This is a genomic window from Pseudomonas taiwanensis, from assembly GCF_013393345.1.
Classification (GTDB): domain Bacteria; phylum Pseudomonadota; class Gammaproteobacteria; order Pseudomonadales; family Pseudomonadaceae; genus Metapseudomonas; species Metapseudomonas resinovorans_C.
The window spans coordinates 22,067-45,750 of sequence record NZ_QJRF01000030.1; the positions used below are offsets into that span (position 1 = coordinate 22,067).

Here is a 23,684-nt window from a genome sequence, read left to right on the forward strand (position 1 = left end):
TTGCTCGCGGCTTTCGGCTATGGTTAGCTGGCTAATTATTAGTATAAGAAGTCCGAGTCAATTCGATGTCCTACCCCGATCAACACCGTTTCGCCATGCAACTCGCGCAGATGTCCCGCGCATGGCGCGCTGAACTCGACCGCCGCCTGGCCGGCATGGGCCTGTCCCAGGCGCGCTGGCTGGTGCTGCTGCACCTCTCCCGTTTCGATGAATCCCCGACCCAGCGCGAGCTGGCCAAGAGCGTCGGCGTCGAAGGCCCGACCCTGGCTCGCCTGCTGGACAGCCTGGAAGCGCAGGGCCTGATCCAGCGCATGGCCGTCGTCGAAGACCGGCGCGCGAAGAAGATCGCCCTGTGCCCTCCGGCCCGCCCCCTGATCGAGAAGATCGAAGCCATCTCCAGTCAATTGCGCCAGGAACTCTTCGACGGCATCGAAGATGAAGAGTTGCGCCATTGCCAACAGGTTCACGCAAGGATTCTGGCGAACCTGGACCGCCTCTGATGGGGCAGGACCTGGAAGCGCTGCACGAGCGCTTCGGCGCTCGCTATCCGCAATGGCTGCTGGGCCTGCTGATGCTCGGCAGCATGGCGATGATCCTCGCTTCCACCAGCATCAATGTCGCACTGCCGGCGATCATGTCCGACTTCGACATCGGCCGGCCGCTGGCGCAATGGCTCTCAACCGGGTTCCTTGCCGCGATGACGGCGGGCTTGCTGCTGGCCGCCTGGTGCCAGTCCAGGCTGGGGGCGCGGCGCACTGTGCAGCTCGGGCTTGGTCTGTTCAGCCTGGCTTCCTTGCTGGCGCTGGTAGCGGACGCGGCCTGGCAGCTGATTGCCCTGCGCATCGTCATGGGCGCTTGCGCCGGCATCATCCAGCCGTTGGCGATGGTGCTGATCTTCCGTGTCTATTCCGAAGGCGGCCGTGGCCTGGCGCTGGGTATCTATGGGCTGGGCATCATGGTGGCGCCGACCCTCGGGCCCACCATCGGCGGCTATCTGATCGATCACTTCGGCTGGGAGGCGGTGTTCTGGCTTCCCTTGCCGCTCTGCCTGCTGGCACTGCTGGGGGCCCAGTGGTTGATGCCCAGCGTACGCGACCGCAATACACCCGGCGTGGACCTCCGCGCCTTCGCCCTGCTGAGTGTTGCGCTCTTCGCCCTGCTGGGTGCCTTGGCCGAGGCACAGCGCTTCGGTTGGATGGCGCCCAGCGCCTGGATACCCGGGCTGCTGGGCATGGGCTGCGCCGTGCTCTTCCTGCGGCGTAGCCGCGCCTGCGAGCGGCCATTGCTGCCGTTGCAGCTGTGGCGTCATCCCGCGTTTCGTAAGGCAAGCTGGGTCGCTCTGGTGCTTGGGCTGGGGCTGTACGGCTCCACGTACCTGATTCCACTTTTCCTGCAGACGGTGGAAGGGTACAGCGCCGGCCAGGCAGGTCTTCTGCTGTTGCCAACCGGCGTGGTGCTGGGGCTGGCCTCTTTTCTCGGCGGCTGGGCCAGCGACCGCCTCTCGGCTGCTTCCATGCTGGTGTTCGGCCTGCTGGTATTCGCAGTCTCGTCAGCAGCGCTGGGGTTGGCTGGCCAGGGAGCTTCTTTCCTGGCGCTGTGCGGATGGGCCTGCGTGGGGCGGTTGGGGCTCGGGTTGCTCCTGCCCGCCATGAGCACGGGAGCCTTGGATGTCCTGAGTGCCGAGGAACTGGCCCTGGGGGCCGGGGCGATCACCTTCGTGCGCCAGTTGGGTGGCGCCTTTGGGGTCAACCTGCTGACCTTCTTCCTGGAGTGGCGCCATGCGGCAGAAGGGGGGAACGCAGCGGCTGAAGCACTCGCGTTCGAACAGAGCTTCTGGCTGGTTGCGCTGCTCTTCCTGATGGCGGTGGCACCCGCCTGGGGCGTGCGCTCTGCAAGGTCTTGAACGTGCAAATCGCACGACGAAAATTTTGTCAAGACCCTGGTTAATTTTTTCCTATAGTGGAGTAAGCTACAGAACAGCTTTGTGGCCAGCTGCCATTATGCTGGATGAAGGTGCAGGACGCCCGTCAGATCAGGTGTTGCGTGGGATGGATAAGGAGCGGCATCCCGCTATCATTGTGGTTTTGAGGTCAACGAATTTTCGCGTCACTTCGAGGATGCCCGGGCGGGACATCAGAGGTGCGACTCGCGAATACGCGTGACCGGGGAGGACGTATGGCGAGGGTTCACAAGCTCCTGCTGACACTTGCTTCAGGCTCTGCACTTTATTCAGGCCTGGTGCCAGCTCTGGGGCTAGGCGAAATCACCTTGCACTCCGCCCTGAACCAGCCACTGGATGCCGAAATCGAGCTACTCGAAGTCGGCGACCTCAACGACAGTGAGATCAAGGTCAGGCTGGCTTCGTCCGATGACTTCGACCGTGCCGGTGTCGACCGCTTTATCTTTCTCAACGACCTTCGCTTCAGCCCCGTGATCCGTGGCTCGGGCAGCCGCATTCGCGTGCTTTCCAACCAGCCCGTCCGTGAGCCTTATCTGAATTTCATCGTCGAAGTGGCTCGCCCCAATGGCAAGCTGCTGCGCGAATATACCCTGCTGCTGGATCCGCCCGGTTCGGCTTACACCGCAAGCACCGCACCGGTCGAACCGCTGCGTGAGGCGATTGTCGCAACCACCCCCGCCGCACCGGTACAACCCAGGCCGGCACCTGCCGCTACCCAGGGCAAGCACTACCAGGTCGCACGGGGTGACAGCCTCTGGGCAATCGCCAAGCGCTTGAGCGCAGGCAGTGGCATGACCCAGCAGCAGATGCTGGATGGTATCTATGCCCTTAATCCACAAGCGTTCCCAGATGGCGACCTGAATCGTCTGCATGCCGGACAAACCCTGCTGCTGCCCGATAGCGCCGTGCAGAACAGCGCTCCCGTCGCTGTGGCGCCTGTCGCTGCACCGACTGAGAGCCAGGTGGCAGCACCCGTGATCACCGCGCCGTCGGGGCCGACTCTCGACGAACTGACCCAGGCACAGCAGCGAGTGGATTCCAGCCTCGCGCAGGGTGAGGCCGAACGTGCAGAACTGCGCCAGCACATCGCCGAGCTCCAGGCGAAGCTGGACGCCATGCAAGAGCAATTGAGCGGCAGCGACCAGCAGATGACCTCGCTGCAGCAGCAAGTCCAGCAGATCGCCACTCCTCCAGTGGCAAGCGAGGCACCGAAAGCCCAGCCAGCGCCCGCACCAGCAATCATTCCTGCCGCCCAGGCAGCCGAGCAGAGTTCGCTCGCTCCCGTCCAGGCGGGCAGCTCCGGTATCAGCCCGGTCTGGTGGGCGATCATGGTTTCCGGTCTGGTGCTGTTGTTCCTCCTGGATTGGGTGCTGCTGCGTCGTTCCCGTCGCGAGGCTCAGGAGCAGGAACTGGAAGAAGCCCAAACGACCGGCAAGGCCAAGGTGGCCTTCCAGCATCGTCGCGAGGAAGTGCAGCCGGTTGCCCCGGCAATGCCGAAGCCCGCGCCGGTCGCGCCCGTCGCTGTGTCGCCGGTCGTTGTTGCACTACCCGTCGCCAAGCTCAATTCCGATGCATTGGAAGGCGCCAATATCTACATCGCTTACGGCCGCTGGCGCGAAGCCCTGGCTGTTTTGCGTCCGGCTGTTGCGCAGGAGCCGCAGCGTCTGGAGCTGCGTTATCGCCTGCTGGAAGTGCTGGGCGAGCTGCGTGACACGGTGGCCTTCACCCTTGAAGAAGCCGCGCTGCGCGACCTGCATGCCGACGAAGGCCGTCTGGCCGCCATCTGTGCCCGTTATACGGATCTGGGTTCGGTGGCTCCGAGCGAGCCGGTGTTCGTACTGGACGACGCGGCTTCGGCTCTCGCCAAGGCCAGCAATGAGCCTGTCGAAGGCGTGCAATCCGACTTCGATGGCTACCCGCTGGATGCCGACTGGGAACAGGTCAGCCCGTTCAAGACCGCCGAGCCCAAGCGCAAGGCCACTGTGGTCCAGGCCTTCGCGACTGTGGAAGACGACCTGGGCTTCCCGACCAATCTCCAGGAGCTTCCGGAAGTCTTCGAGATGACCCTCGACGCCGACACCCTGAGCCCCTTCGGCGAGTTGCCGGAACTGGCCCAGGCCGAAAGCCTGGACGAACTCACCGCCGAGTTCGTCGATCCCATGGTCACCCTGGAAGAACTGGACATGCTGGATGCCCGCCAGGAAAACCTCACCAAGCTGAACATGGCGCTCGCCTACATCAAGCAAGGCAATATCGAGGCGGCCTGCAGCATCCTCAACGAGGTCATCAGCGAAGGCGACGATCAGCAGAAACAGGAAGCGCGTGACCTCCTGGCGAAGATCGCCTGAAGCGTCTCAAACCCAATGAAAAAGCCCGGACCTGGTCCGGGCTTTTTCATTTGAGGTCGCACCGCAAAAGCGTGTAGGAGCGAGCTTGCTCGCGAACAGCCCCGTGCAAAGCCTTCGCGAGCAAGCTCGTTCCTACAATGTCCGTGACGGCGCAGGTTGTGCCAGCCCCATCATTCGCTTGGCCACCAGCACCAGCCAGCAAGCGAGGATAAAGGGTGCGGTCATGGCTGGCAGGCCGAGGGCGGCGAAACCGGGCTGCAGTGCAACACCCAGCAGGATGCCGGCCAGCGCACACCAGGGGCGACGCAGATCCTTGCCCAGTGCCAGGGCGATCAGGGCGCCGTTGAGGCTGAACAGTCCGGCCAGCACCGCTTGCATCGGCATTCCCTGGAGGAGTGCCAGGGCCAGGGCGGTGCCAGAGCCGAGCAGGGCCCAGACGCCCACGCGCCATCCGGCGAGGAACAGGGCAACGAGTACCAGGGCACCGGCGATTGGCTGATCGAGGAAAATCACCTGGCCGATGCCCCGCACGATCGTCAGCGGCGTATCGACCCAGCCGAATTGCAGGGTGGTGGCAGCAACTGGGGTAGGCGTCAGTTCCAGCGGACCTCCCAGGGCCAGCAACAGCCAGCCGAGGCCAACGAAGGGCGAGGTATAGGCGGGCAGCCAGTTGTGCTGGCGAACTGCCTTGAGCAGGGGATTGAGCACCAGGCTGGATAACCCGCTGGCGCAGAGAATCAGCAGCGCCAGGTAGAGCGAAGGTTCGAAGCGCGCACTCAGCAGAAGGCCGAGCAACACCCCGTTGTAGCCGTAGAGTCCGGCTTCGATGTCTGCCGGGGCATAGCGGCGGCGTACGGCGGTGAGCCAGGAGGCGGCTCCGCCGAGCAGGGCTCCGCCCAGCAGGTTGGGAGCGCCCACCGCGATGGCGAGCAGGATCAGCGCGCCGCACGCGGGATGGCGCTGGAGGAATATCTGGCTGAAACCGTTCAACTGGGCAGAAGCCCAGCTACGGACTTCGGGTCGTAGGGGCAGTCGGTACATGGCAGCTTGCAAAAAAAGTAGGCGCCCGGGTAAGCGGGCGCCGATTAACTGGCATTAGCCAGATGGGATTTCTGTTATCGCCCCGGCATCAAGGCCGGGGCGGGGCGCGCGGGTTCTCTTCGGAAATCGTCGCACCGGGTGTTTCACATTAATTCAGGGTCTCGATCCGCAGGCTGTTGGTGCTGCCCGGCTGGCCGAATGGTACGCCGGCAGTGATTACCACGGTATCGCCACGCGTGGCCATGCCCTGGGCCTGGGCGATCTCCAGAGCGGTACTGGTGACTTCCTCGACCTTGTGCAGGCGTTCGTTGACGACCGAGTAGATACCCCAGGCCACGGTCAGGCGACGTGCGGTATGCAGATTCGGCGTCAGGCTGAGGATCGGCGCCTTCGGCCGCTCGCGGGACGCGCGCAGGCTGGAGCTGCCGGACTCGGTGTAGTTCACCAGTGCGACTACCGGCAGGATGCTGCTGATGCGGCGGATTGCGCAGCTGATGGCGTCTGACGCGGTGGCCTCGGCCTGCGGACGACTGACGTCGAGCTGGCTCTGGAAGTCCGGGCCGTTTTCCACCTGGCGAATGATCTTGCTCATCATCTGCACGGTTTCCAGCGGGTAGTCGCCGGAAGCGGTTTCAGCGGACAGCATCACGGCGTCGGTACCCTCGGCCACGGCGTTAGCAACGTCGGTCACCTCGGCGCGGGTCGGGGCAGGGGAGAAGCGCATGGATTCCAGCATCTGCGTGGCCACCACGACCGGACGGCCCAGTTGGCGGCAAGTGCGGATGATGTCCTTCTGGATGCGCGGCACATTCTCCGCCGGCACTTCGACGCCCAGGTCGCCACGGGCAACCATGATGGCGTCGCAGAGACGGGCGATTTCTTCCAGGTGCACCACGGCCGAGGGCTTCTCGATCTTGGCCATGAGGAAGGCGCGGCCCTTGATCAGCTCGCGGGCTTCGACGATATCTTCCGGACGCTGCACGAAGGACAGCGCGACCCAATCCACACCCAGATCCAGGCCGAAGTCCAGATCGCGGCGGTCCTTGGCGGTCAGCGGCGACAGCTGAAGGACGGCTTCCGGCACGTTGACGCCTTTGCGGTCGGACAGCTCGCCACCGGCAATCACCTTGGTTTCCACAGCGTCTGCGTGCTTGGCGGTTACCTGCAGACGCAGGCGACCGTCGTCCAGCAGCAGGTTCATACCGGGTTCCAGGGCCTCAATGATTTCCGGGTGGGGCAGGTTGACCCGACGCGCGTCGCCAGGGGTGCTATCCAGGTCCAGGCGGAAGGCCTGGCCGCGCTCGAGGTTGACCTTGCCGTCAGCGAAGCGACCGACGCGTAGTTTCGGGCCTTGCAGGTCCATCAGGATGCCGATGGGATAGTTCAGCTGGCGCTCGACTTCACGTACCCACTGATAGCGCTGGGCGTGGTCGGCGTGCTCGCCGTGGCTGAAGTTCAGGCGGAACAGGTTGACGCCGGCTTCCACCAGTTGGCGGATGTCGTCGATGCCTTTGATCGCCGGACCGAGGGTGGCGAGGATTTTTACTTTCTTGTCAGGCGTCATTTTCAGGGCTCTCGAGAATCAGGATGGCGCGGAAGTCGTTCACGTTGGTACGGGTCGGCTCGGTGACGATGAGATCTCCGAGGGCGGCGAAATACCCGTATCCGTTGTTGTTGTCCAGTTCGTCGTTCGCGGACAGGCCTTGCTTGGTTGCACGGATGTAGCTGCATGGGGTCATGAGGGCGCCGGCGTTGTCTTCGGATCCGTCGATGCCATCGGTGTCGCCAGCCAGTGCGTAGACGCCCGGAAGTCCTTTCAGGGCAGCGGTCAGGCTCAGCAGGAACTCGGCATTGCGCCCGCCACGGCCATTGCCGCGCACGGTCACGGTGGTCTCGCCGCCGGAGAGGATCACGCATGGCGGCTTGATCGGCTGGCCATGCAGCACGACCTGGCGGGCGATGCCGGCATGGACCTTGGCGACCTCGCGGGATTCACCTTCCAGGTCGCCGAGGATCAGCGGAGTGAGGCCGGCGGCGCGGACTTTCTCGGCGGCGGCGTCAAGGGATTGCTGGGGTGTGGCGATCAACTGGAAGTGGCTGCGGGACAGGCAAGGATCACCCGGTTTGACGGTTTCCGAACGTGGGTCCTGCAGCCAGGCGCGCACGTGGGCCGGTACCTCGATTTCGTAGCGGGCGAGGATCGCGAGGGCTTCTGCCGACGTCGTCGGGTCGGCAACGGTGGGGCCGGAGGCGATCACGGTGGCCTCGTCACCCGGTACGTCGGAGATCGCGTAGGTGTAGACGGTCGCCGGCCAGCAGGCCTTGGCCAGGCGGCCGCCCTTGATCGCCGAGAGGTGCTTGCGCACGCAATTCATTTCGGCGATGGAGGCGCCGGACTTCAGCAGCGCCTTGTTGATCGCCTGCTTGTCCTTGAGGGTCAGGCCCTCGGCGGGCAGGGCGAGTAGCGAGGAACCACCGCCGGAAAGCAGGAAGATCACCCGATCGGATTCATTGAGGTTACTCACCAGCTTGAGCACGCGCTGGGCAGTTTCCAGGCCTGCAGCGTCAGGTACCGGGTGGGCCGCCTCGACCACTTCGATCTTGTTGCAGTTGGCACCATGGCCGTAGCGGGTCACCACGAGGCCTGAGATTTCGCCATGCCATTCGCGCTCGATCACTTCGGCCATGGCGGCGGCTGCCTTGCCGGCGCCGATGACGATGACGCGGCCGGAGCGATCAGCGGGCAGGTGGTCGGCCAGGACCTGGCGCGGGTGGGCGGCGGCGATGGCGGTGGCGAACAGGTCGCGCAGGAAGGCTTTGGGATCGAGGGACATGGCAGGCTCCAGATGAGCGGATTCTTGTTGTAAGGCGGTGTGCCGGCGAAGTGGGTCGCTGGGCGTGTCTGGCCGATTTCAGTCCCGAACTGCCGCACGCAGAAGCTCGGGACTGGAATCGACCTTCCTGGTCGTTGGCGCCGTGTCACCGCGGACCAGGAGGGTCGAAAGGGATCGTAGGACGGGTAGAGCGGGCGCTGGCCATCGCGGGAGCTGCCGGATCGATGGGCAGCGCTGGCGCTCAACCCGTCCTACGAAACATCACTCCTCGCGAATCGAGAAGTTGGCCATGTGCTCCAGGCCCTTGATCAGGGCGGAGTGGTCCCAATTGCTGCCGCCGATGGCCGCGCAGGTGCTGAACACTTGCTGGGCATTGGCGGTGTTCGGCAGGTTCAGGCCCAGTTCGCGGGCGCCGGACAGTGCCAGGTTCAGGTCCTTCTGGTGCAGGCTGATACGGAAGCCCGGATCGAAGGTGCCCTTGATCATGCGATCGCCGTGGACTTCCAGGATCTTGGAGCCTGCGAAGCCGCCCATCAGCGCTTCACGTACCTTGGCCGGATCGGCGCCGTTCTTGGCAGCGAACAGCAGCGCTTCGGCGACGGCCTGGATGTTCAGGGCAACGATGATCTGGTTGGCTACCTTGGCGGTCTGGCCGTCACCGTTTGCACCCACGCGGGTGATGTTCTTGCCCATGGCCTGGAACAGCGGCAGGGCACGTTCGAAGGCGTTCGGGCAGCCACCGACCATGATGCTCAGGGTCGCAGCCTTGGCACCTACTTCACCACCGGATACCGGGGCGTCCAGGTAGGCAGCGCCGGTCGCCTTGATCTTCTCGGCGAAGACCTTGGTGGCGGTGGGGGAGATGGAGCTCATGTCGATCACGACTTTGCCGGCACCAACGCCTTCGGCAATGCCGTCCTTGCGGAACAGGACGTCGTCGACCTGGGGGGTGTCCGGAACCATGACGATGATGAACTCGGCTTCCTGGGCAACCTCTTTCGGGTTGGCCAGAGCGACGCCGTTCTCGCCCAGCAGGTCGGCCGGAGCCTTGTCGAAGTGTTCGGAGAAGAACAGGGTGTGGCCGGCTTTCTGCAGGTTCTGAGCCATGGGCTTGCCCATGATGCCGGTGCCGATGAATCCGATCTTGGCCATGTTGAATACCTCGTTCTTAGATGGCGTTATGGGTTTTCAGCCAGCCCAGGCCGGCAGCGGTGGTGGTTGCCGGCTTGTATTCACAGCCGATCCAGCCCTGGTAGCCGATACGGTCCAGGTGCGCGAAGAGGAAGCGGTAGTTGATCTCGCCAGTGCCCGGCTCGTTGCGGCCCGGGTTGTCGGCAAGCTGCACATGGTTGATCGCGGCGAGGTTGGACTCGACGGTGCGCGCCAGGTCTCCTTCCATGATTTGCATGTGGTAGATGTCGTACTGCAGGAACAGGTTGGCGCTGCCCACTTTTTCGCGGATGGCCAGGGCCTGCTTGGTGTTGTTCAGGTAGAAGCCGGGGATGTCGCGGGTGTTGATGGCTTCCATCACCAGCTTGATGCCGGCGGCCTGGAGCTTCTCGGCGGCGAACTTGAGGTTCTCCACGAAGGTGCTCTCGATGGTCGCGCAGTCGTAGCCTTGCGGGCGGATGCCAGCCAGGCAGTTGATCTGGGTATTGCCCAGCACCTTGGCGTAGGCGATGGCCTTGTCCACACCCGCACGGAACTCTTCCACGCGGTCGGGGTGGCAGGCGATGCCACGCTCGCCCTTGCCCCAATCACCGGCCGGCAGGTTGAACAGCACCTGTTCCAGTTTGTTGGCGTCCAGGCGTGCGCGGATTTCCTCTACGGGGAAGTCGTAGGGGAAGAGGTATTCGACTCCGCTGAAGCCGGCTTCGGCGGCAGCGGCGAAACGATCCAGGAAGTCCACTTCGGTGAACAGCATGGACAGGTTGGCGGCAAAACGGGGCATGAATGTCTCCTTCTGATTCCCTTCTCCCGCGAGCGGGAGAAGGGAGGTGAAAGCCCCTCTCCCACCACGAATAGGAGAGGGGAAGACGGCAATCAATCCAGCAGCGAGATGGCGGTCGGAGCGTCGGCGCCAGACTGGGCCAGTTCCTCGAACTCGTTGATGGCGTTGATCTCGGTACCCATGGAGATGTTGGTGACACGCTCCAGGATGACCTCGACCACAACCGGTACGCGGAACTCTTCCATCAGCTGCTTGGCTTTGGCGAAGGCGGCCTGCAGGTCGTTGGCGTCATGCACGCGGATCGCCTTGCAGCCCAGGCCCTCGACCACCGCGACGTGGTCCACGCCGTAGCCGTTGAGTTCCGGTGCGTTGACGTTCTCGAAGGACAGCTGCACGCAGAAGTCGATTTCGAAGCCGCGCTGTGCCTGACGGATCAGACCCAGGTAGGAGTTGTTCACCAGTACGTGGATGTAGGGCAGGTTGAACTGCGCGCCCACGGCCAGCTCTTCGATCATGAACTGGAAGTCATAGTCGCCGGACAGTGCCACGACCGGACGGGTCGGGTCGGCCTTGACCACGCCGAGCGCTGCCGGAACGGTCCAGCCCAGCGGGCCCGCCTGGCCACAGTTGATCCAGTGGCGCGGCTTGTAGACGTGCAGGAACTGCGCGCCGGCGATCTGCGACAGACCGATGGTGCTGACGTAGCAGGTGTCCTTGCCGAAGAACTCGTTCATCTCTTCGTATACGCGCTGCGGCTTGACCGGCACGTTGTCGAAGTGGGTCTTGCGCTGCATGGTGCGCTTGCGCTCGCGGCAGGATTCGACCCAGGCGCTGCGGTCCTTCAGCTTGCCAGCGGCTTTCCACTCGCGGGCGACTTCCAGGAATGCGTCCAGCGCGGAACCGGCGTCGGAAACGATGCCCAGGTCCGGGGTGAAAACGCGGCCGATCTGGGTGGGTTCAATGTCCACGTGGATGAAGCGGCGGCCTTGGGTGTAGACGTCGACGGAACCCGTGTGCCGGTTGGCCCAGCGGTTACCGATACCGAACACCAGGTCGGACTCCAGCACGGTGGCGTTGCCGTAGCGGTGCGAGGTCTGCAGACCGCACATGCCAGCCATCAGCGGATGGTCATCGGGGATGGTGCCCCAGCCCATCAGGGTCGGGATGACCGGTACGCCGGTCAGTTCAGCGAACTCCACCAGTTTGGCGGAGGCGTCGGCGTTGATGATGCCGCCACCAGCGACGAGCAGCGGGCGCTCGGCGTCGTTCAGCATGGCCAGGGCCTTCTCGGCCTGGATGCGGCTGGCGGACGGCTTCACTACCTGCAGCGGCTGGTAGGCGTCGATGTCGAACTCGATCTCGGCCATCTGCACGTCGAACGGCAGGTCGATCAGCACGGGGCCCGGACGGCCGCTGCGCATTTCATAGAAGGCCTTCTGGAAGGCGTAGGGCACCTGGCCCGGCTCCAGAACGGTGGTTGCCCACTTGGTGACGGGCTTGACGATGCTGGTGATATCGACGGCCTGGAAGTCTTCCTTGTGCAGGCGGGCACGCGGAGCCTGGCCGGTGATGCAAAGGATCGGGATGGAGTCGGCGGATGCCGAGTACAGACCGGTGACCATGTCGGTGCCGGCGGGGCCGGAGGTGCCGATGCAGACGCCGATGTTGCCTGCGTTGGTGCGGGTGTAACCCTCAGCCATGTGCGAGGCGCCTTCGACGTGACGGGCCAGTACATGGTCAATGCCGCCGATCTTGTTCAGGGCTGCGTACAGCGGGTTGATGGCGGCGCCGGGGATGCCGAACGCGGTGTCGATGCCTTCGCGACGCATCACCAGGACGGCAGCCTCGATTGCTCTCATTTTGGCCATGTTTTGTGCCTCTTTCTTGTGAAAATTGTATACAAGCTACGTGGCTGGATTCTATTCATCGTCTGACTGAAGGGTCAAGGCCATTTGTGAGGCTAAAGGTCGCAGGGCGTCGACTCTTTTAAAACGCCTGTTTCATGGGGCTCTCCAGCGGTAGTCAGAACGCTGACGGAAATACTGTATACAAAAAATAATGTGATTGTATCTATCTGTTGATTTTTTTGTGTTCGGTGGGATAGTGAGCTACAGCTTTCGGATGCGTCGCAGGACGGGCTGGAAAATGCCCGCGTGGATACAGGAGTGCGCCAACCCTGGCCCGGACGACGCCGCACAAGGTTCAACCACTCACGAGGAACGCTTGAAAATGACCACCCTGACCCTGGAAACCGCTGTGAGCATTTCCAATCACGCCCTGACCGTTGGTCGGGAGCTGCGCACTGCGCCGCTGACGATCGCCGTGCTGGACGCCGGCGGCCACCTGATCACCCTGCAGCGCCAGGACGGCGCCAGCATGCTTCGTCCGCAGATCGCCATCGGCAAAGCTTGGGGCGCGGTGGCGCTGGGCAAGGGTTCGCGCCTGATCGCCGCGGACGCGCAACAGCGTCCGGCGTTCATCGGTGCGGTGAACAATCTGGCTGACGGCAACCTGGTCCCGGCACCGGGCGGTGTGCTGATTCGTGATGGTGAGGGCGTCGTGATCGGCGCCATTGGCATCAGCGGCGATACGTCCGATATCGACGAGCAGTGCGCGGTCAGTGCGGTGGAAGCGGCCGGTCTGAAGGCGGACGCTGGCGCGGCCTGATCGTTGATGGGGGCTGCTGCGCAGCCCTCAGCGAATGAATTCGCCCCCACAGGGAGTGCATCTCTGTGGGGGCGAAGTCTTTAGGGGGGGCAAAAAAACGCGACTATGGCTAGAAGGGGCTGCTCTTCTGTAGGGGCGAATTCATTGGCAATGTCTGCGTTAGCTGTTGCCAGCATTCAGCAGTCGGTCCAGGCGCCTTGTAGGAGCTAGCTTGCTAGCGAAAAGGAGCCATTCGCTGGCAAGCCAGCTCCTACGGGCAATGCAGCTACTTGCAATCGCCAGGCAGCCCGAAGGGGTGCCTAGGAGTGTCGGCAGGCGGTTATGGTGGGAGCGAATTCATTCGCGAAAGCAACCCGCAGGGTTGCCATCGTCGGTGCGAAGTCTCAGGCGCTCTTCGCCGAAACCTTTTCTTCCACTTCGCAGCCCTTGATCACCAGGCGGATGATGGTTTCCGCGGCGGCGTCGTAGTCGGCCTCGCTGAGGCTGGACTTGCCGGTGACGGTGGAAATCTGCCAGTCGAAATCAGCGTAGGTCTGGGTTGCGGCCCAGATGCTGAAGAGTAGGTGGTGGGGGTCGACCTTGGCCATCAGTCCCTGATCGATCCAGCCCTGGATGCAGTCGATGTTGTGCTTTGCCTGCAGGTTGAGGTGCTCGGTCTGTTCCTGGGAGAGGTGCGGGGCGCCGTGCATGATTTCGCTGGCGAACACCTTGGAGGCGTAGGGCAGGTCGCGGGAGATGCGTATCTTCGAGCGGATATAGGCCGTGAGCACTTCGTGGGGGTGGCCGGCCTGGTTGAAGGGCGCGGATGCCTGCAGGAGCGGCTCGACAATGCTCTCGAGAACTTCGCGGTAGAGGTTCTCTTTCGACTTGAAGTAGTAGTAGACGTTGGGCTTGGGCAGGCCGGCCTTGGCCGCGATGTCGCTCGTCTTGGTGGCGGCGAACCCTTTGTCGGCGAATTCCTCGCTGGCCGCGCGCAGGATGAGGTCTCTGTTGCGCTCGCGAATGCTACTCACATCGGCTCCTTTATTGGCTCGCCGAAGCGCCTGGAAGGCCGGCCGGCGAGAGGTCGGGCATGGTATCACCGGCATCAAATGACCCTCAAGCGAGCCACTGGATGAATTTCCTGTATACAAAATGTGTTGATTCTGTTTCCATTCGGCATCCGTCCATGTCATCGGTGCCCTGTCCGGTGCGTGTTGCGGCAGACGTCACCCATGCAAGACAACCACTTGCTCGACCCCTTCGGGCGTCGAATTTCCTATCTGCGCCTCTCGGTCACTGACCGTTGCGACTTCCGGTGCACCTACTGCATGAGCGAGGACATGGTCTTCGCTCCCCGGGCGCAGATCCTCAGCCTCGAAGAGCTCTATGCCGTTGCCGATGCCTTTATCGACCTCGGTGTGAAGCGTATCCGTATCACCGGCGGTGAGCCGCTGGTACGCAAGGGGTTGACCTCCCTGCTGGCACGACTCGGCGCCCGTGAGGAACTGGAAGACCTGGCCATCACCAGCAATGGTTCGCAGCTCGCGCACATGGCCACCGATCTTCGTCGCAGTGGCGTCACCCGCCTGAACATCAGTCTCGATTCCCTACAGCGCGAGCGCTTTGCCGCATTCACTCGTCGCGATCGCCTCGACCAGGTGCTGGCCGGAATCGACGCGGCGCGTGCTGCGGGCTTTCGTCGGATCAAGCTGAACACCGTGGTGCAGAAAGGCCGCAACGATGACGAGGTACAGGACCTCGTTGCCTTTGCGGTCGAGCGCGGACTGGATATCAGCTTCATCGAGGAGATGCCCCTTGGCAGCATCTCCAGCCACGAGCGCAAGGTCACTCTGTGCACCTCGGAAGAAGTGCGCGAGCGTGTTGGCCAGCGCTTCCAGCTGCTGCCCAGCAGCTATCGAACCGGTGGCCCATCGCGTTATTACCAGGTGATCGGCACTGAAACCCAGGTCGGTTTCATCTCTCCCCATAGCCGCAACTTCTGCGGCGACTGCAATCGTGTGCGCGTCACCGCCGAAGGCAAGCTGGTGCTTTGCCTCGGCCATGAAGGCGCACTGGACCTCAAGGCGCTGATCCGTCGACATCCCGGAGACAGGGAGAGGCTGCGCGCCGCGCTGATCGATGCACTCAGGCTCAAGCCCGAGAAACACCATTTCGAAGCGGATTCCCAGGTCCAGGTAGTTCGCTTCATGAGCATGACCGGCGGCTGATCGAGCTCCTTGGGTTAGCCCTGGCTGCGTTACGTCATCTCGCCGTAGGAGACCTACTGTCTTCGATGACGCGCCTTGCCATGGCGTCCCCAAGGACCCCGACGCCATTTTGATACTCAAAACAAGAGCGCCCTCGAGGCGAAGGAGAAGACACGTGGCCAAGACGCTATTGGTGAAGAACGCCGACCTGCTGGTGACCATGGATGGCCAGCGCCGGGAGATCCGGCAGGGAGGGATGTTCATCGAGGACAACCGCATCGTGCAGGTCGGGCCGAGCAGCGAACTGCCGCAGACCGCCGACGAAGTGCTGGATATGAAGGGCAAGATCGTCATTCCCGGCCTGGTCAACACCCATCACCACATGTATCAGAGCCTGACCCGCGTGGTGCCGGCCGCCCAGGACGGCGAGCTGTTCAACTGGCTGACCAACCTCTATCCGATCTGGGCGCGTTTGACCCCTGAAATGATCGGCGTTTCGACCCAGACCGCCATGGCCGAGCTGATTCTCTCCGGCTGCACCACCTCCAGCGACCACCTCTACATCTATCCCAACGGCTGCAAGCTGGATGACAGCATCCACGCCGCCGGTGAGATCGGCATGCGCTTCCACGCCGCTCGCGGCAGCATGAGCGTCGGCCGCAGCCAGGGCGGTCTGCCGCCGGACTCCGTGGTGGAGAAGGAAGCGGACATCCTCAAGGAGTCGCAGCGCCTGATCGAGGACTACCACGATGCGTCCCATGGCTCGATGCTGCGGGTCGTCGTGGCACCGTGCTCGCCGTTCTCCGTCAGTCGCGATCTGATGCGTGAAGCCGCCGTGCTTGCGCGCAACTACGGCGTCTCGCTGCACACCCACCTGGCCGAGAACGTCAACGACATCGCCTACAGCCGCGAGAAGTTCGGCATGACGCCGGCGGAGTACGCCGAGGACCTGGGCTGGGTCGGTCACGACGTCTGGCATGCCCACTGTGTGCAACTGGACGAGCACGGCATCGAGCTGTTCGCCCGCACCGGTACCGGTGTTGCCCACTGCCCCTGCTCGAACATGCGCCTCGCCTCCGGCATCGCCCCGGTGCGCCGCATGCGCGACGCCGGTGTGCCGGTGGGCCTGGGCGTGGACGGCTCCGCCTCCAACGACGGCGCCAGCATGATCGGTGAAGTGCGCCAGGCGCTGCTGCTGCAGCGAGTCGGTTTCGGGCCGGATGCCATGACCGCTCGCGAAGCCCTGGAGATCGCCACCCTGGGCGGCGCGAAGGTGCTCAACCGGAATGACATCGGTGCCCTGGCGCCGGGCATGGCGGCCGACTTCGTCTCCTTCGACCTCAATCACATCGCCTATGCCGGCGCGCTCCACGACCCGCTGGCGGCGTTGGTGTTCTGCACCCCGACCCACGTGTCCACCAGTGTGATCAACGGCAAGGTGGTCGTACGCGATGGCCAGGTGGTGACCGTGGACCTCCCGCGCGTGCTGGAGCGCCACAACGAGCTGGCACGTCAACTGGTGCTCGGCGAGTAACTCGTAACCGGGAGCGGGTCGTCCCGCTCCTGTCTTTCCCGTGCAATGGAAAACAAGGAGGAGGTCATGAAACCTCGGGTTTTCGGCTGGCTGGCTGCTGGCCTTTTGTCCGCGAATGGCGCCCTGGCGCAGACCTATGTGATTGGGGTTGAGCAGCAATCCTTCCAGCCCCATTACTGGATGAGCGATCAGGGTGAGTACCGGGGCTTTGCCCGCGACCTGCTGGATCTGTTCGCGCGCGATGCCGGGCTGGATATCCAGTACCAGGCGCTGCCGGTCCACCAACTCACCAAGCATCTGCTCAACGGCAGCATCGATTTCAAGTATCCCGACAACGCCAACTGGGCGGGCGACCTGAAAGGTGGCAAGAACATCCGCTACAGCCTGCCGGTGGTGGAGTACGTGGACGGTGTGCTGGTAGCGCCCAAGCGTCAGGGGCAGGGCGTGGACCAATTGGCCAGGCTGGCGGTGGTGGACGGCTGGACGCCCTGGACCTACCAGGACCGCATCGATGCGGGTCATACCCAGGTTGTGCGCAGTGACGACCTTGGGCAGATGATCAAGCAGGCCATGAAGCAGGAGGCTGACGGCGCCTATTACAACGTGGTGGTTGCCTCTTACTACCTGGACAACATCCGTGCGCGACCAGGGGCCCTGGTGTTCGACCCGAAGCTGCCCCACACCCGCGGCACCTTCAACCTTTCCAGCCTCAAGTACCCCGAACTGATCGCTCGCTTCGATCGCTTTCTCGCCGAGCACCGCCAGGAAGTGGATGCACTCAAGGCCCGCTATCAGGTGGAAGCCAATCTGGATTCCGAATACCTCGGGATGGAGCAGTGGAAAGTCGATTTCCTGAAGCGCCAGAAGGAAAAGACCAATCCCTGAACCGTTCCGGTACGCAAGCGCCGTTCCAGAGGCGTTCCATGGACCTGGAGCGAATCAGGCTCGAAATGTTGTACACAATTCTGAAAGAAACTGTTGTTTGAGATGTTCACAGAGTGTATATAATTCGGAAAACCTGACCGCCAGATCAGCTTTTCTGATGAAGCAACTGCATGAGGGGGCTCACGCCACCCTGTAAGCCCACGACCGACAAAAACAATAGGCAGGCTTTACCCATGAGTTCATTCGATATCTCCGAGGTTCGTGACGACCTCAGGCACGGCGCCCACCGCCGGCCGCAGGCGAGGCGATACCGCTTCGCAGGTCCCCATCCGTTGCTTGCTCATCTGTCCGCCACCAGCGCCCTGGCACCTGTGTTCGGCTGCCTGCACTGCCGCCCGGACCAGCCGGACAGAAATGCCGACGTAGAAGAATGCTTCCTCCTGTCCTCGACCACCGAGGCCAGGCAGTACTCCCTGGACGTAGCCGAACAGCGCAACGCTGAAGACAGCCCGTCCGGCATCGCCCGCCAACACCGCCTCGGCCTGACCGGCTGACGCACGGCGCGCGCAACTCCCTCCAATCCCGAACCTGCCTGCAGCCTGCCCGGAAACCGGGGCGGGCTCCGGGTGGGTGCGGGGCGGAAAAACTGAAAACCCACTACAACAAGGGAAAAAACCATGAATGCCAAGTATCTGCCGCACTGCCTTGCCCTCTCGACCGGCCTGCTCGGGGGCGGCCAGGCCATCGCCGGTGACCTGCTGTTCTGGCAGAACAACAGCCTGACCTACCTCTATGGCCAGAACTTCAAGGTCAATCCGGAAATCCAGCAAACCGTCACCTTCGAGCATGCGGATGGCTGGAAGTACGGCGATAACTTCTTCTTCGTGGACAAGATTTTCTACAACGGCGAGAAGGACGCGCAGGTGGGCGACAACACCTACTACGGTGAATTCCAACCGCGCCTTTCCCTCGGCAAGATCTTCGACCAGAAGATCCAGTTCGGCCCTGTGACCGACGTGCTGCTCGCCATGACCTACGAGTTTGGCGAAGGCGACGTCGAGTCCTACCTGATCGGCCCGGGCTTCGACCTCGCCATTCCTGGCTTCGATTTCTTCCAGGTCAACTTCTACAACCGCACCACCGATGGCAGCCGTCCCGGCGACAATGTCTGGCAGATCACTCCGGTGTGGAGCTACACCATTCCGGTGGGCAACTCCGACATCCTGATCGACGGTTTCATGGACTGGGTCGTGGACAACGACGAGAACAGCCGTGGCACCTACCACGCCAACCTGCACTTCAACCCGCAGGTGAAGTACGACCTGGGCAAGGCCATGGGATGGGGCGAGAAGCAGCTGTATGTCGGTGTCGAGTACGACTACTGGAAGGACAAGTACGGTATCGACAGCGAGAGCTTCCTGGGTGACGTGATCCTCGATGGCACCGACCAGAACACCGCCAGCCTGCTGGTCAAAGTGCATTTCTGATCCATCGGGAAAAAAGACCGGGGGAGGCGCGATGCGCCATCCCCACGGTTGAAAGGGGAGGAGAGCCAATCCATGGCACAAGCCTTTCGCTGCAATGTGGGAGCGAATTCATTCGCGATGCGGGCTTGCGGATTTCCCGGTGTACCAGACCGGGCGCCGCTGCACGGCCACTCGCGAATCAATTCGCCCTCACGGCGACTGGCCTCCCTCCGGGTCGCAAAGGGGATTGAACGCCTTACGGCAAGACTCGGTTCAGAAGGTGAATTCCAGGTTCACCGTCGGTGTCGAGGTGCGGCTGCCACGCCCGCCATCGACGCCGAACTTGTTGTGCCAATACTCGTAGCCGACGCCCAGCCACAGGTTCGGCTTGCGCTTGGCGCCCGGCATCGCGGCGACCATCAGCGAAGTGCGCATCAGGGTTTCCGGGGCGGTGTCCTTGTCGAAGTAGTCTTCGCCCTTCTCGCCGACGTAGTTGACGAACCCCTGGAACTTGGCGTCGTGGGCACCGAGCTGGAATGGCTTGAGCCAGGTCAGGTTGACCATGTAGGTGGCGTCGAACGTGTGGTCAGGATGCTTGGCGCTGGGGATGCCCGAGTGGTTCTTCTCGCGGTAGTACATCAGGCTCAGGTCGAGTACGGCGGCGCCGTTGAACTTGAGCGTGGGGCCGAACACGATCGCGCGCTTCTTGGCCGAGGCCAGGTTGTTGTTGCGATTGGCATCGAAGCCGAAGGTGAAGGCGTAGTCCTTGATCAGGCCGGTGCCCAGTGGCTGGTCGAACACCCGCGAGGCGAACAGCTGGTGACGGTAGACCGCATAGACCTCGCTGCCGCCGTGGTCGGTGCCCTTGCGCGGGTCGCGGCTGTCGGAGAGGAACACGTCCAGGTTGAAGAAGTTGCTGCCGTACTTGTAGCCATCCGCATGGGTGAAGCTGTAGGTGCGTTTGGCGAACTTGTTCGGGTTGTTGGGGTTGGTGTACTGCTGGCCGTAGCGGAAGCCAACACTGTTGTTCACCCATTCGAAGATCTTGCCGTCCTCGGCGGCGAATCCGGTCTGGCCAGTGGCCAACAAGGCGGCGCCAAGCGCCAGGCTGGTGTAACGACGCATTCGGGTACTCCTTCTTTTTGTTGTTGAGCAGAAAGCGGAAATGACCTGTCCTTGACGGCCGTGCGCGAAGGCAGCCGTCTCCGGGGTTGGGGTTAAAAGAGCCCGCCGGGTAGGCAGGCTTTGGAATTCCGGCCGGACCTCATGGGTACCGGCCGGATGGGAGCAAATTCAGTGCGCGGCGCAGTGCCGGCTGCGTTCCTTTTCACCCAGGATGTTGAACAGCAGGTTCAGGGTGAGGGCGCTGACAGTGGCCATGGCAATGCCGCTGTGGGTGATGGGTTCCATCCAGTGAGGAAGCTGGGCGAAGAGTTCGGGGCGAACCACCGGTGCCATGCCCATCCCCATGCTCACGGCGACGAGCAACTGGTTGCGCCGGTCGCTGATGTCGGCCTCGTGGAGAATCTTGATGCCGGTGGCGGCCACCATGCCGAACATCGCCAGGCCTGCGCCACCCAGTACCGCAGGCGGGATCGAGGCCACCAGGAAGGCGGCTTTCGGCAACAGGCTGAGGCCGATCAGGAAGGCCCCGGCGGCGACCGTCACGTAACGGCTGCGGACGCCCGTCATCTGCACCAAGCCAATGTTCTGGGCGAAGGATGAGTGGGTGAAGGTGTTGAAGAAGCCCGCCAGGAAGGACGCGCCGGCGTCACACATCAGGCCACGGCGCAGGGCGTTGGGGCAGACCTCGCGTCCGGTGATCTTGCCCAGGGCCAGGAACATGCCGGTGGACTCGACGAAGATGATCACCACCACCAGGCACATCGACAGCACCGAAGCCAGCTCGAACTTCGGCATGCCGAAATGCATCGGCTCCACCAGCTGGAACCAGGGCGTCTCTTCGAGGCCATTCAGGTCGACCATCCCGCTGGCACCGGCCAGGGCGTAGCCCAGGGCCATGCCGATCAGCACCGAGACGTTGACCCAGAAGCCTTTGAGGAAACGGTTCACCAACAGAATCGTGCCCAGTACCAACCCGGCGATGGAAAGGTACTCCAGGGCGCCGAAATGGGTTGCCGCGTTACCGCCGCCGGCCCAGTTGACCGCTACCGGAAAGAGCGTGAGGCCGATGGAGGTGATCACGGTGCCCGTTACCAGCGGCGGGAAGAAGCGCACGATGCGCGACATGAAGGGGGCGAGCAGCAGGCCGAAGAAGCCAGCGGCGATGGTCGCGCCGAAAATCCCCTGGATACCGACGCCAGGCATTCCGGCCATTACCGCCATGCTGCCGACGGCAGCGAAGCTGGCACCCATCATCACCGGCATGCGGATACCGACCGGACCGATGCCGATGGACTGAACGATGGTGGCGATACCGGCGACCAGCAGGTCGGCGTTGATCAGGAAGGCGATTTCTTCACGGGAGAGACCGGCGGCCTGGCCGACGATCAGGGGTACGGCAACGGCGCCACCGTACATAAGCAGGACATGCTGGAAACCGACAAGCAGCAATTGCATCAGGGGCAGGCGCTGGTCAGCGGGCGAAAGGGCGATTTCTCGCTCTGTCGGAGTGGTCATGCAACACCTCGGGCGCTTTTGTTCTTGTAAGTCGCTTGGCAATGCCGCACCTCGTGGGAGCGGCTTGCCGGGTATTCATGTTGCTGGCCGGGAGGGTGACTCCTGGCCGGGGTCGTGCTGGTACTGCGAGGAATAAAAAAAGCCTGCCTGGGGGCAGGCTTGAAAGCGGGTGATGCTTGGTGTCACCACCCGCCGTGGTCGTGCACGAGGTCCCGGGTTTTCAGGAGCCTCGCCGATGCTCAGTTGGTCTTGGCGCCCTGGGCGATCCAGCTGCCGATCAGGTCACGCTCTTCCTGGGTCATCTGGGTGATGTTGCCCAGCGGCATGATCTGGCTGGCGACAGCCTGGGCCTGGATCTTCGGTGCGAGCATCTGGATCTGTTGCGGGGTGTCGAGCATCACGCCGCCCGGCGCCGAGGTGAACATCGGGCTGGTGGGCTTGGCGGAATGGCAGACAGCGCAGCGTTCCTTGATCACGCTGTGGACCTTGTCGAAGTTACCGCCTGCGGCACTGGCCTGGGCCGGCGCTGCAGCAGGTTGCGCCGGAGCGGCAGCCTGCGGCTTGCTTTCGCTGGAGCCGGTTGCCGGGGCAGCGGCGCTGCTGGTGGCGGGGGTGGCCTGCTCCTGGTGGGCGGGCTCCACGGCCAGGCTGGGTTCGGCGGCCTTGTAGTTCGGCGCGGTGACGAAGGCCAGGCAGATCATGCCCAGGGCGCCGGCCGGCAGGGTCCAGGCGAACTTGTTGCTGTCGTGGCGGGTGTTGAAGTAGTGACGCACCAGTACTGCGATCACCGCGATCCCGGCCAGGATCAGCCAGTTGTACTGGCTGCCGTAGGTGCTCGGGAAGTGGTTGCTGATCATGATGAACAGCACCGGCAGGGTGAAGTAGTTGTTGTGGCGCGAACGCAGCAGGCCCTTGGCCGGCAGGACCGGGTCCGGGGTGCGGTTTTCTTCGATGGCCTTAACCAGGGCACGCTGGGCCGGCATGATGATGCGGAACACGTTGCCCACCATGATGGTGCCGATCAGGGCGCCGACATGGATGTAGGAACCACGGCCGCTGAACACATGGGTGAAGCCCCAGGAAGCGCCGATCACCAGCAGGAACAGGACCAGGCCGAGCAGGGCAGGGGTCTTGCCCAGCGGCGAGTCGCAGAGGAAGTCATAGATGAACCAGCCTGCGATCAGCGAGCCGATGCCGATGGCGACGGCGGCAGCCGGAGCGATGTCCACGCCGGGTGCGATCAGGTACAGGGTCGGGTTCATGTAGAACACCACGGTCAGCAGGGCGACGCCCGACAACCAGGTGAAATAGGCTTCCCATTTGAACCAGTGCAGGTTGTCCGGCATTTTCGGCGGAGCGAGCTTGTATTTCTCCAGGTGGTAGATGCCACCACCGTGGATGGCCCAGAGGTCACCCGACAGACCGTCGCGCGGGTTGGCGCGGTTCAGGTTGTTCTCCAGCCAGACGAAATAGAAGGATGCGCCGATCCAGGCGATACCGGTGATCATGTGAACCCAGCGAATGCTCAGGTTCAGCCATTCGGTCAGATGTGCTTCCACAGTGTTTACCTCTTTTCCCGCTGACCAGCACGCCGATCGTTGGGCTTCTCTTATTAGTGGTGGGGGTCGAGGAGGAGCTGCTCGTCCTCAGTGAAGAAATGCTCATCGCAGTTGTTGCCAGAACCGCTGCGATCAACCACCAGGAAGTCATCCCGCTTTTCGATCGTCAGCACCGGGTGGTGCCAAACGCCGCGATGGTAATTAACGCCCTGCCTGCCATTGGAGAGGAAGGCACGGACCAAACCCGGTACAGGTACATCGCCAAGTGGCGCGACCACGACCAGAAAGGAGTTGCCGAGCAGCGGGATGAAGGCCTGGCTGCCCTGCGGATGTCGTTCCAGCATGCGGATGCGCAGCGGCATCTCAAGGGATTCGGCGCTGAAGATGCTGATGATCGCCTTGTCGTCCGGCTGGGCGGTTTCGACCGTCGCCAGCTTGTGATAACGGCGGGTGGAGCCGTTGTTGATCATGAAGTACTCACTACCGTCGGTTTCGATCACATCTCCGAACGGGGCGAAGGCTTCTTTGGTCAGGGGCTCGATCTTCAGGGTTCGCATGGCTGTTCTACTTGTTCGTTGCTGGTTCCCATCCCCCGAGAGGGCGGGGCCGG

General features: G+C 63.0%; 20 protein-coding genes. 9 read left to right on the top strand and 11 right to left on the bottom strand.

Going from position 1 to position 23,684, the window contains the following annotated elements; genetic code table 11:
* Positions 1 to 65 precede the first annotated feature (65 nt).
* From DM872_RS01395 to DM872_RS01405, 3 genes are all read left to right on the top strand, one after another.
* Positions 66 to 500 carry a MarR family transcriptional regulator gene (locus DM872_RS01395; RefSeq protein ID WP_179057776.1) on the top strand — a complete coding sequence of 145 codons (435 nt, stop codon included), beginning with the start codon at positions 66 to 68 and terminating at the stop codon, positions 498 to 500.
* Positions 500 to 1,903: a DHA2 family efflux MFS transporter permease subunit gene (locus DM872_RS01400; protein ID WP_179057777.1), complete on the top strand. Its 1,404-nt coding sequence runs from the start codon at positions 500 to 502 to the stop codon at positions 1,901 to 1,903. Before DM872_RS01395 ends, DM872_RS01400 begins: the two co-directional genes overlap by 1 nt.
* Positions 1,904 to 2,175: 272 nt before the next feature.
* Positions 2,176 to 4,308: a FimV/HubP family polar landmark protein gene (locus DM872_RS01405; RefSeq protein ID WP_179057778.1), complete on the top strand. Its 2,133-nt coding sequence runs from the start codon at positions 2,176 to 2,178 to the stop codon at positions 4,306 to 4,308.
* 132 nt (positions 4,309 to 4,440) lie between these two features.
* Here the strand turns inward: DM872_RS01405 and DM872_RS01410 are convergent, their stop codons facing one another.
* The 6 genes from DM872_RS01410 to gcl all read right to left on the bottom strand — a co-directional run bounded on the left by DM872_RS01410 (position 4,441) and on the right by gcl (position 12,002).
* Entirely contained in the window at positions 4,441 to 5,349 is a 909-nt protein-coding gene (locus tag DM872_RS01410) for an urea transporter (RefSeq protein WP_179057779.1), read from the bottom strand.
* Positions 5,350 to 5,497: 148 nt separating this feature from the next.
* Complete coding sequence (gene pyk / locus DM872_RS01415; protein WP_179057780.1) at positions 5,498 to 6,913, bottom strand: pyruvate kinase; 1,416 nt, start codon at positions 6,911 to 6,913, stop codon at positions 5,498 to 5,500.
* Complete coding sequence (locus tag DM872_RS01420) at positions 6,903 to 8,183, bottom strand: glycerate kinase type-2 family protein (protein WP_179057781.1); 1,281 nt, start codon at positions 8,181 to 8,183, stop codon at positions 6,903 to 6,905. Before DM872_RS01420 ends, pyk begins: the two co-directional genes overlap by 11 nt.
* Before the next feature lie 261 nt (positions 8,184 to 8,444).
* Positions 8,445 to 9,335 carry a 2-hydroxy-3-oxopropionate reductase gene (locus DM872_RS01425; protein ID WP_179057782.1) on the bottom strand — a complete coding sequence of 297 codons (891 nt, stop codon included), beginning with the start codon at positions 9,333 to 9,335 and terminating at the stop codon, positions 8,445 to 8,447.
* A gap of 16 nt (positions 9,336 to 9,351) precedes the next feature.
* Positions 9,352 to 10,134 (bottom strand): hydroxypyruvate isomerase, encoded by a 783-nt coding sequence (gene hyi, locus DM872_RS01430; RefSeq protein WP_179057783.1) that lies wholly within the window; start codon positions 10,132 to 10,134, stop codon positions 9,352 to 9,354.
* A 92-nt stretch (positions 10,135 to 10,226) separates the two neighbouring features.
* A complete protein-coding gene (gcl, locus tag DM872_RS01435; RefSeq protein ID WP_179057784.1) occupies positions 10,227 to 12,002 on the bottom strand; it encodes a glyoxylate carboligase in 1,776 nt (591 codons plus the stop codon).
* 361 nt (positions 12,003 to 12,363) lie between these two features.
* Here gcl and DM872_RS01440 point away from each other — a divergent pair, with 361 nt between their 5' ends.
* The gene (locus tag DM872_RS01440; RefSeq protein WP_179057785.1) at positions 12,364 to 12,801 is read left to right on the top strand and encodes a GlcG/HbpS family heme-binding protein; all 438 of its coding nucleotides are present in this window, start codon (positions 12,364 to 12,366) and stop codon (positions 12,799 to 12,801) included.
* A 383-nt stretch (positions 12,802 to 13,184) separates the two neighbouring features.
* Here DM872_RS01440 and DM872_RS01445 read toward each other — a convergent pair whose 3' ends face one another.
* A complete protein-coding gene (locus DM872_RS01445; protein ID WP_179057786.1) occupies positions 13,185 to 13,814 on the bottom strand; it encodes a TetR/AcrR family transcriptional regulator in 630 nt (209 codons plus the stop codon).
* A gap of 201 nt (positions 13,815 to 14,015) precedes the next feature.
* Between DM872_RS01445 and moaA the strand changes: the two genes are divergently transcribed.
* The 5 genes from moaA to DM872_RS01470 all read left to right on the top strand — a co-directional run bounded on the left by moaA (position 14,016) and on the right by DM872_RS01470 (position 18,896).
* Positions 14,016 to 15,011, top strand: a complete 996-nt coding sequence (gene moaA / locus DM872_RS01450) for a GTP 3',8-cyclase MoaA (RefSeq protein WP_179057787.1) — start codon at positions 14,016 to 14,018, stop codon at positions 15,009 to 15,011.
* A gap of 154 nt (positions 15,012 to 15,165) precedes the next feature.
* Positions 15,166 to 16,524, top strand: a complete 1,359-nt coding sequence (locus DM872_RS01455) for an 8-oxoguanine deaminase (protein WP_179057788.1) — start codon at positions 15,166 to 15,168, stop codon at positions 16,522 to 16,524.
* A 66-nt stretch (positions 16,525 to 16,590) separates the two neighbouring features.
* The gene (locus DM872_RS01460) at positions 16,591 to 17,409 is read left to right on the top strand and encodes a substrate-binding periplasmic protein (protein ID WP_179057789.1); all 819 of its coding nucleotides are present in this window, start codon (positions 16,591 to 16,593) and stop codon (positions 17,407 to 17,409) included.
* Positions 17,410 to 17,642: 233 nt separating this feature from the next.
* Positions 17,643 to 17,963, top strand: a complete 321-nt coding sequence (locus DM872_RS01465; RefSeq protein ID WP_179057790.1) for a hypothetical protein — start codon at positions 17,643 to 17,645, stop codon at positions 17,961 to 17,963.
* A gap of 123 nt (positions 17,964 to 18,086) precedes the next feature.
* Positions 18,087 to 18,896, top strand: coding sequence for an outer membrane protein OmpK (locus DM872_RS01470; protein ID WP_179057791.1), 810 nt, complete (start codon positions 18,087 to 18,089; stop codon positions 18,894 to 18,896).
* A 252-nt stretch (positions 18,897 to 19,148) separates the two neighbouring features.
* Here DM872_RS01470 and DM872_RS01475 read toward each other — a convergent pair whose 3' ends face one another.
* From DM872_RS01475 to DM872_RS01490, 4 genes are all read right to left on the bottom strand, one after another.
* Entirely contained in the window at positions 19,149 to 20,000 is an 852-nt protein-coding gene (locus tag DM872_RS01475) for a nucleoside-binding protein (protein ID WP_179057792.1), read from the bottom strand.
* 168 nt (positions 20,001 to 20,168) lie between these two features.
* Positions 20,169 to 21,515: a nucleobase:cation symporter-2 family protein gene (locus tag DM872_RS01480; RefSeq protein WP_179057793.1), complete on the bottom strand. Its 1,347-nt coding sequence runs from the start codon at positions 21,513 to 21,515 to the stop codon at positions 20,169 to 20,171.
* A gap of 239 nt (positions 21,516 to 21,754) precedes the next feature.
* Positions 21,755 to 23,074 (bottom strand): urate hydroxylase PuuD, encoded by a 1,320-nt coding sequence (locus DM872_RS01485; RefSeq protein ID WP_179057794.1) that lies wholly within the window; start codon positions 23,072 to 23,074, stop codon positions 21,755 to 21,757.
* Positions 23,075 to 23,127: 53 nt separating this feature from the next.
* Positions 23,128 to 23,631: an ureidoglycolate lyase gene (locus DM872_RS01490; protein WP_077521645.1), complete on the bottom strand. Its 504-nt coding sequence runs from the start codon at positions 23,629 to 23,631 to the stop codon at positions 23,128 to 23,130.
* Positions 23,632 to 23,684: the final 53 nt, after the last annotated feature.

Excerpts from the sequence above, each read along its gene's own strand:
- DM872_RS01395 (WP_179057776.1), top strand. The coding sequence starts at position 66 with ATGTCCTACCCCGATCAACACCGTTTCGCCATGCAACTCGCGCAGATG.
- DM872_RS01400 (WP_179057777.1), top strand. The coding sequence starts at position 500 with ATGGGGCAGGACCTGGAAGCGCTGCACGAGCGCTTCGGCGCTCGCTAT.
- DM872_RS01405 (WP_179057778.1), top strand. The coding sequence starts at position 2,176 with ATGGCGAGGGTTCACAAGCTCCTGCTGACACTTGCTTCAGGCTCTGCA.
- DM872_RS01410 (WP_179057779.1), bottom strand. The coding sequence starts at position 5,349 with ATGTACCGACTGCCCCTACGACCCGAAGTCCGTAGCTGGGCTTCTGCC.
- pyk (WP_179057780.1), bottom strand. The coding sequence starts at position 6,913 with ATGACGCCTGACAAGAAAGTAAAAATCCTCGCCACCCTCGGTCCGGCG.
- DM872_RS01420 (WP_179057781.1), bottom strand. The coding sequence starts at position 8,183 with ATGTCCCTCGATCCCAAAGCCTTCCTGCGCGACCTGTTCGCCACCGCC.
- DM872_RS01425 (WP_179057782.1), bottom strand. The coding sequence starts at position 9,335 with ATGGCCAAGATCGGATTCATCGGCACCGGCATCATGGGCAAGCCCATG.
- hyi (WP_179057783.1), bottom strand. The coding sequence starts at position 10,134 with ATGCCCCGTTTTGCCGCCAACCTGTCCATGCTGTTCACCGAAGTGGAC.
- gcl (WP_179057784.1), bottom strand. The coding sequence starts at position 12,002 with ATGGCCAAAATGAGAGCAATCGAGGCTGCCGTCCTGGTGATGCGTCGC.
- DM872_RS01440 (WP_179057785.1), top strand. The coding sequence starts at position 12,364 with ATGACCACCCTGACCCTGGAAACCGCTGTGAGCATTTCCAATCACGCC.
- moaA (WP_179057787.1), top strand. The coding sequence starts at position 14,016 with ATGCAAGACAACCACTTGCTCGACCCCTTCGGGCGTCGAATTTCCTAT.
- DM872_RS01460 (WP_179057789.1), top strand. The coding sequence starts at position 16,591 with ATGAAACCTCGGGTTTTCGGCTGGCTGGCTGCTGGCCTTTTGTCCGCG.
- DM872_RS01465 (WP_179057790.1), top strand. The coding sequence starts at position 17,643 with ATGAGTTCATTCGATATCTCCGAGGTTCGTGACGACCTCAGGCACGGC.
- DM872_RS01470 (WP_179057791.1), top strand. The coding sequence starts at position 18,087 with ATGAATGCCAAGTATCTGCCGCACTGCCTTGCCCTCTCGACCGGCCTG.
- DM872_RS01475 (WP_179057792.1), bottom strand. The coding sequence starts at position 20,000 with ATGCGTCGTTACACCAGCCTGGCGCTTGGCGCCGCCTTGTTGGCCACT.
- DM872_RS01480 (WP_179057793.1), bottom strand. The coding sequence starts at position 21,515 with ATGACCACTCCGACAGAGCGAGAAATCGCCCTTTCGCCCGCTGACCAG.
- DM872_RS01490 (WP_077521645.1), bottom strand. The coding sequence starts at position 23,631 with ATGCGAACCCTGAAGATCGAGCCCCTGACCAAAGAAGCCTTCGCCCCG.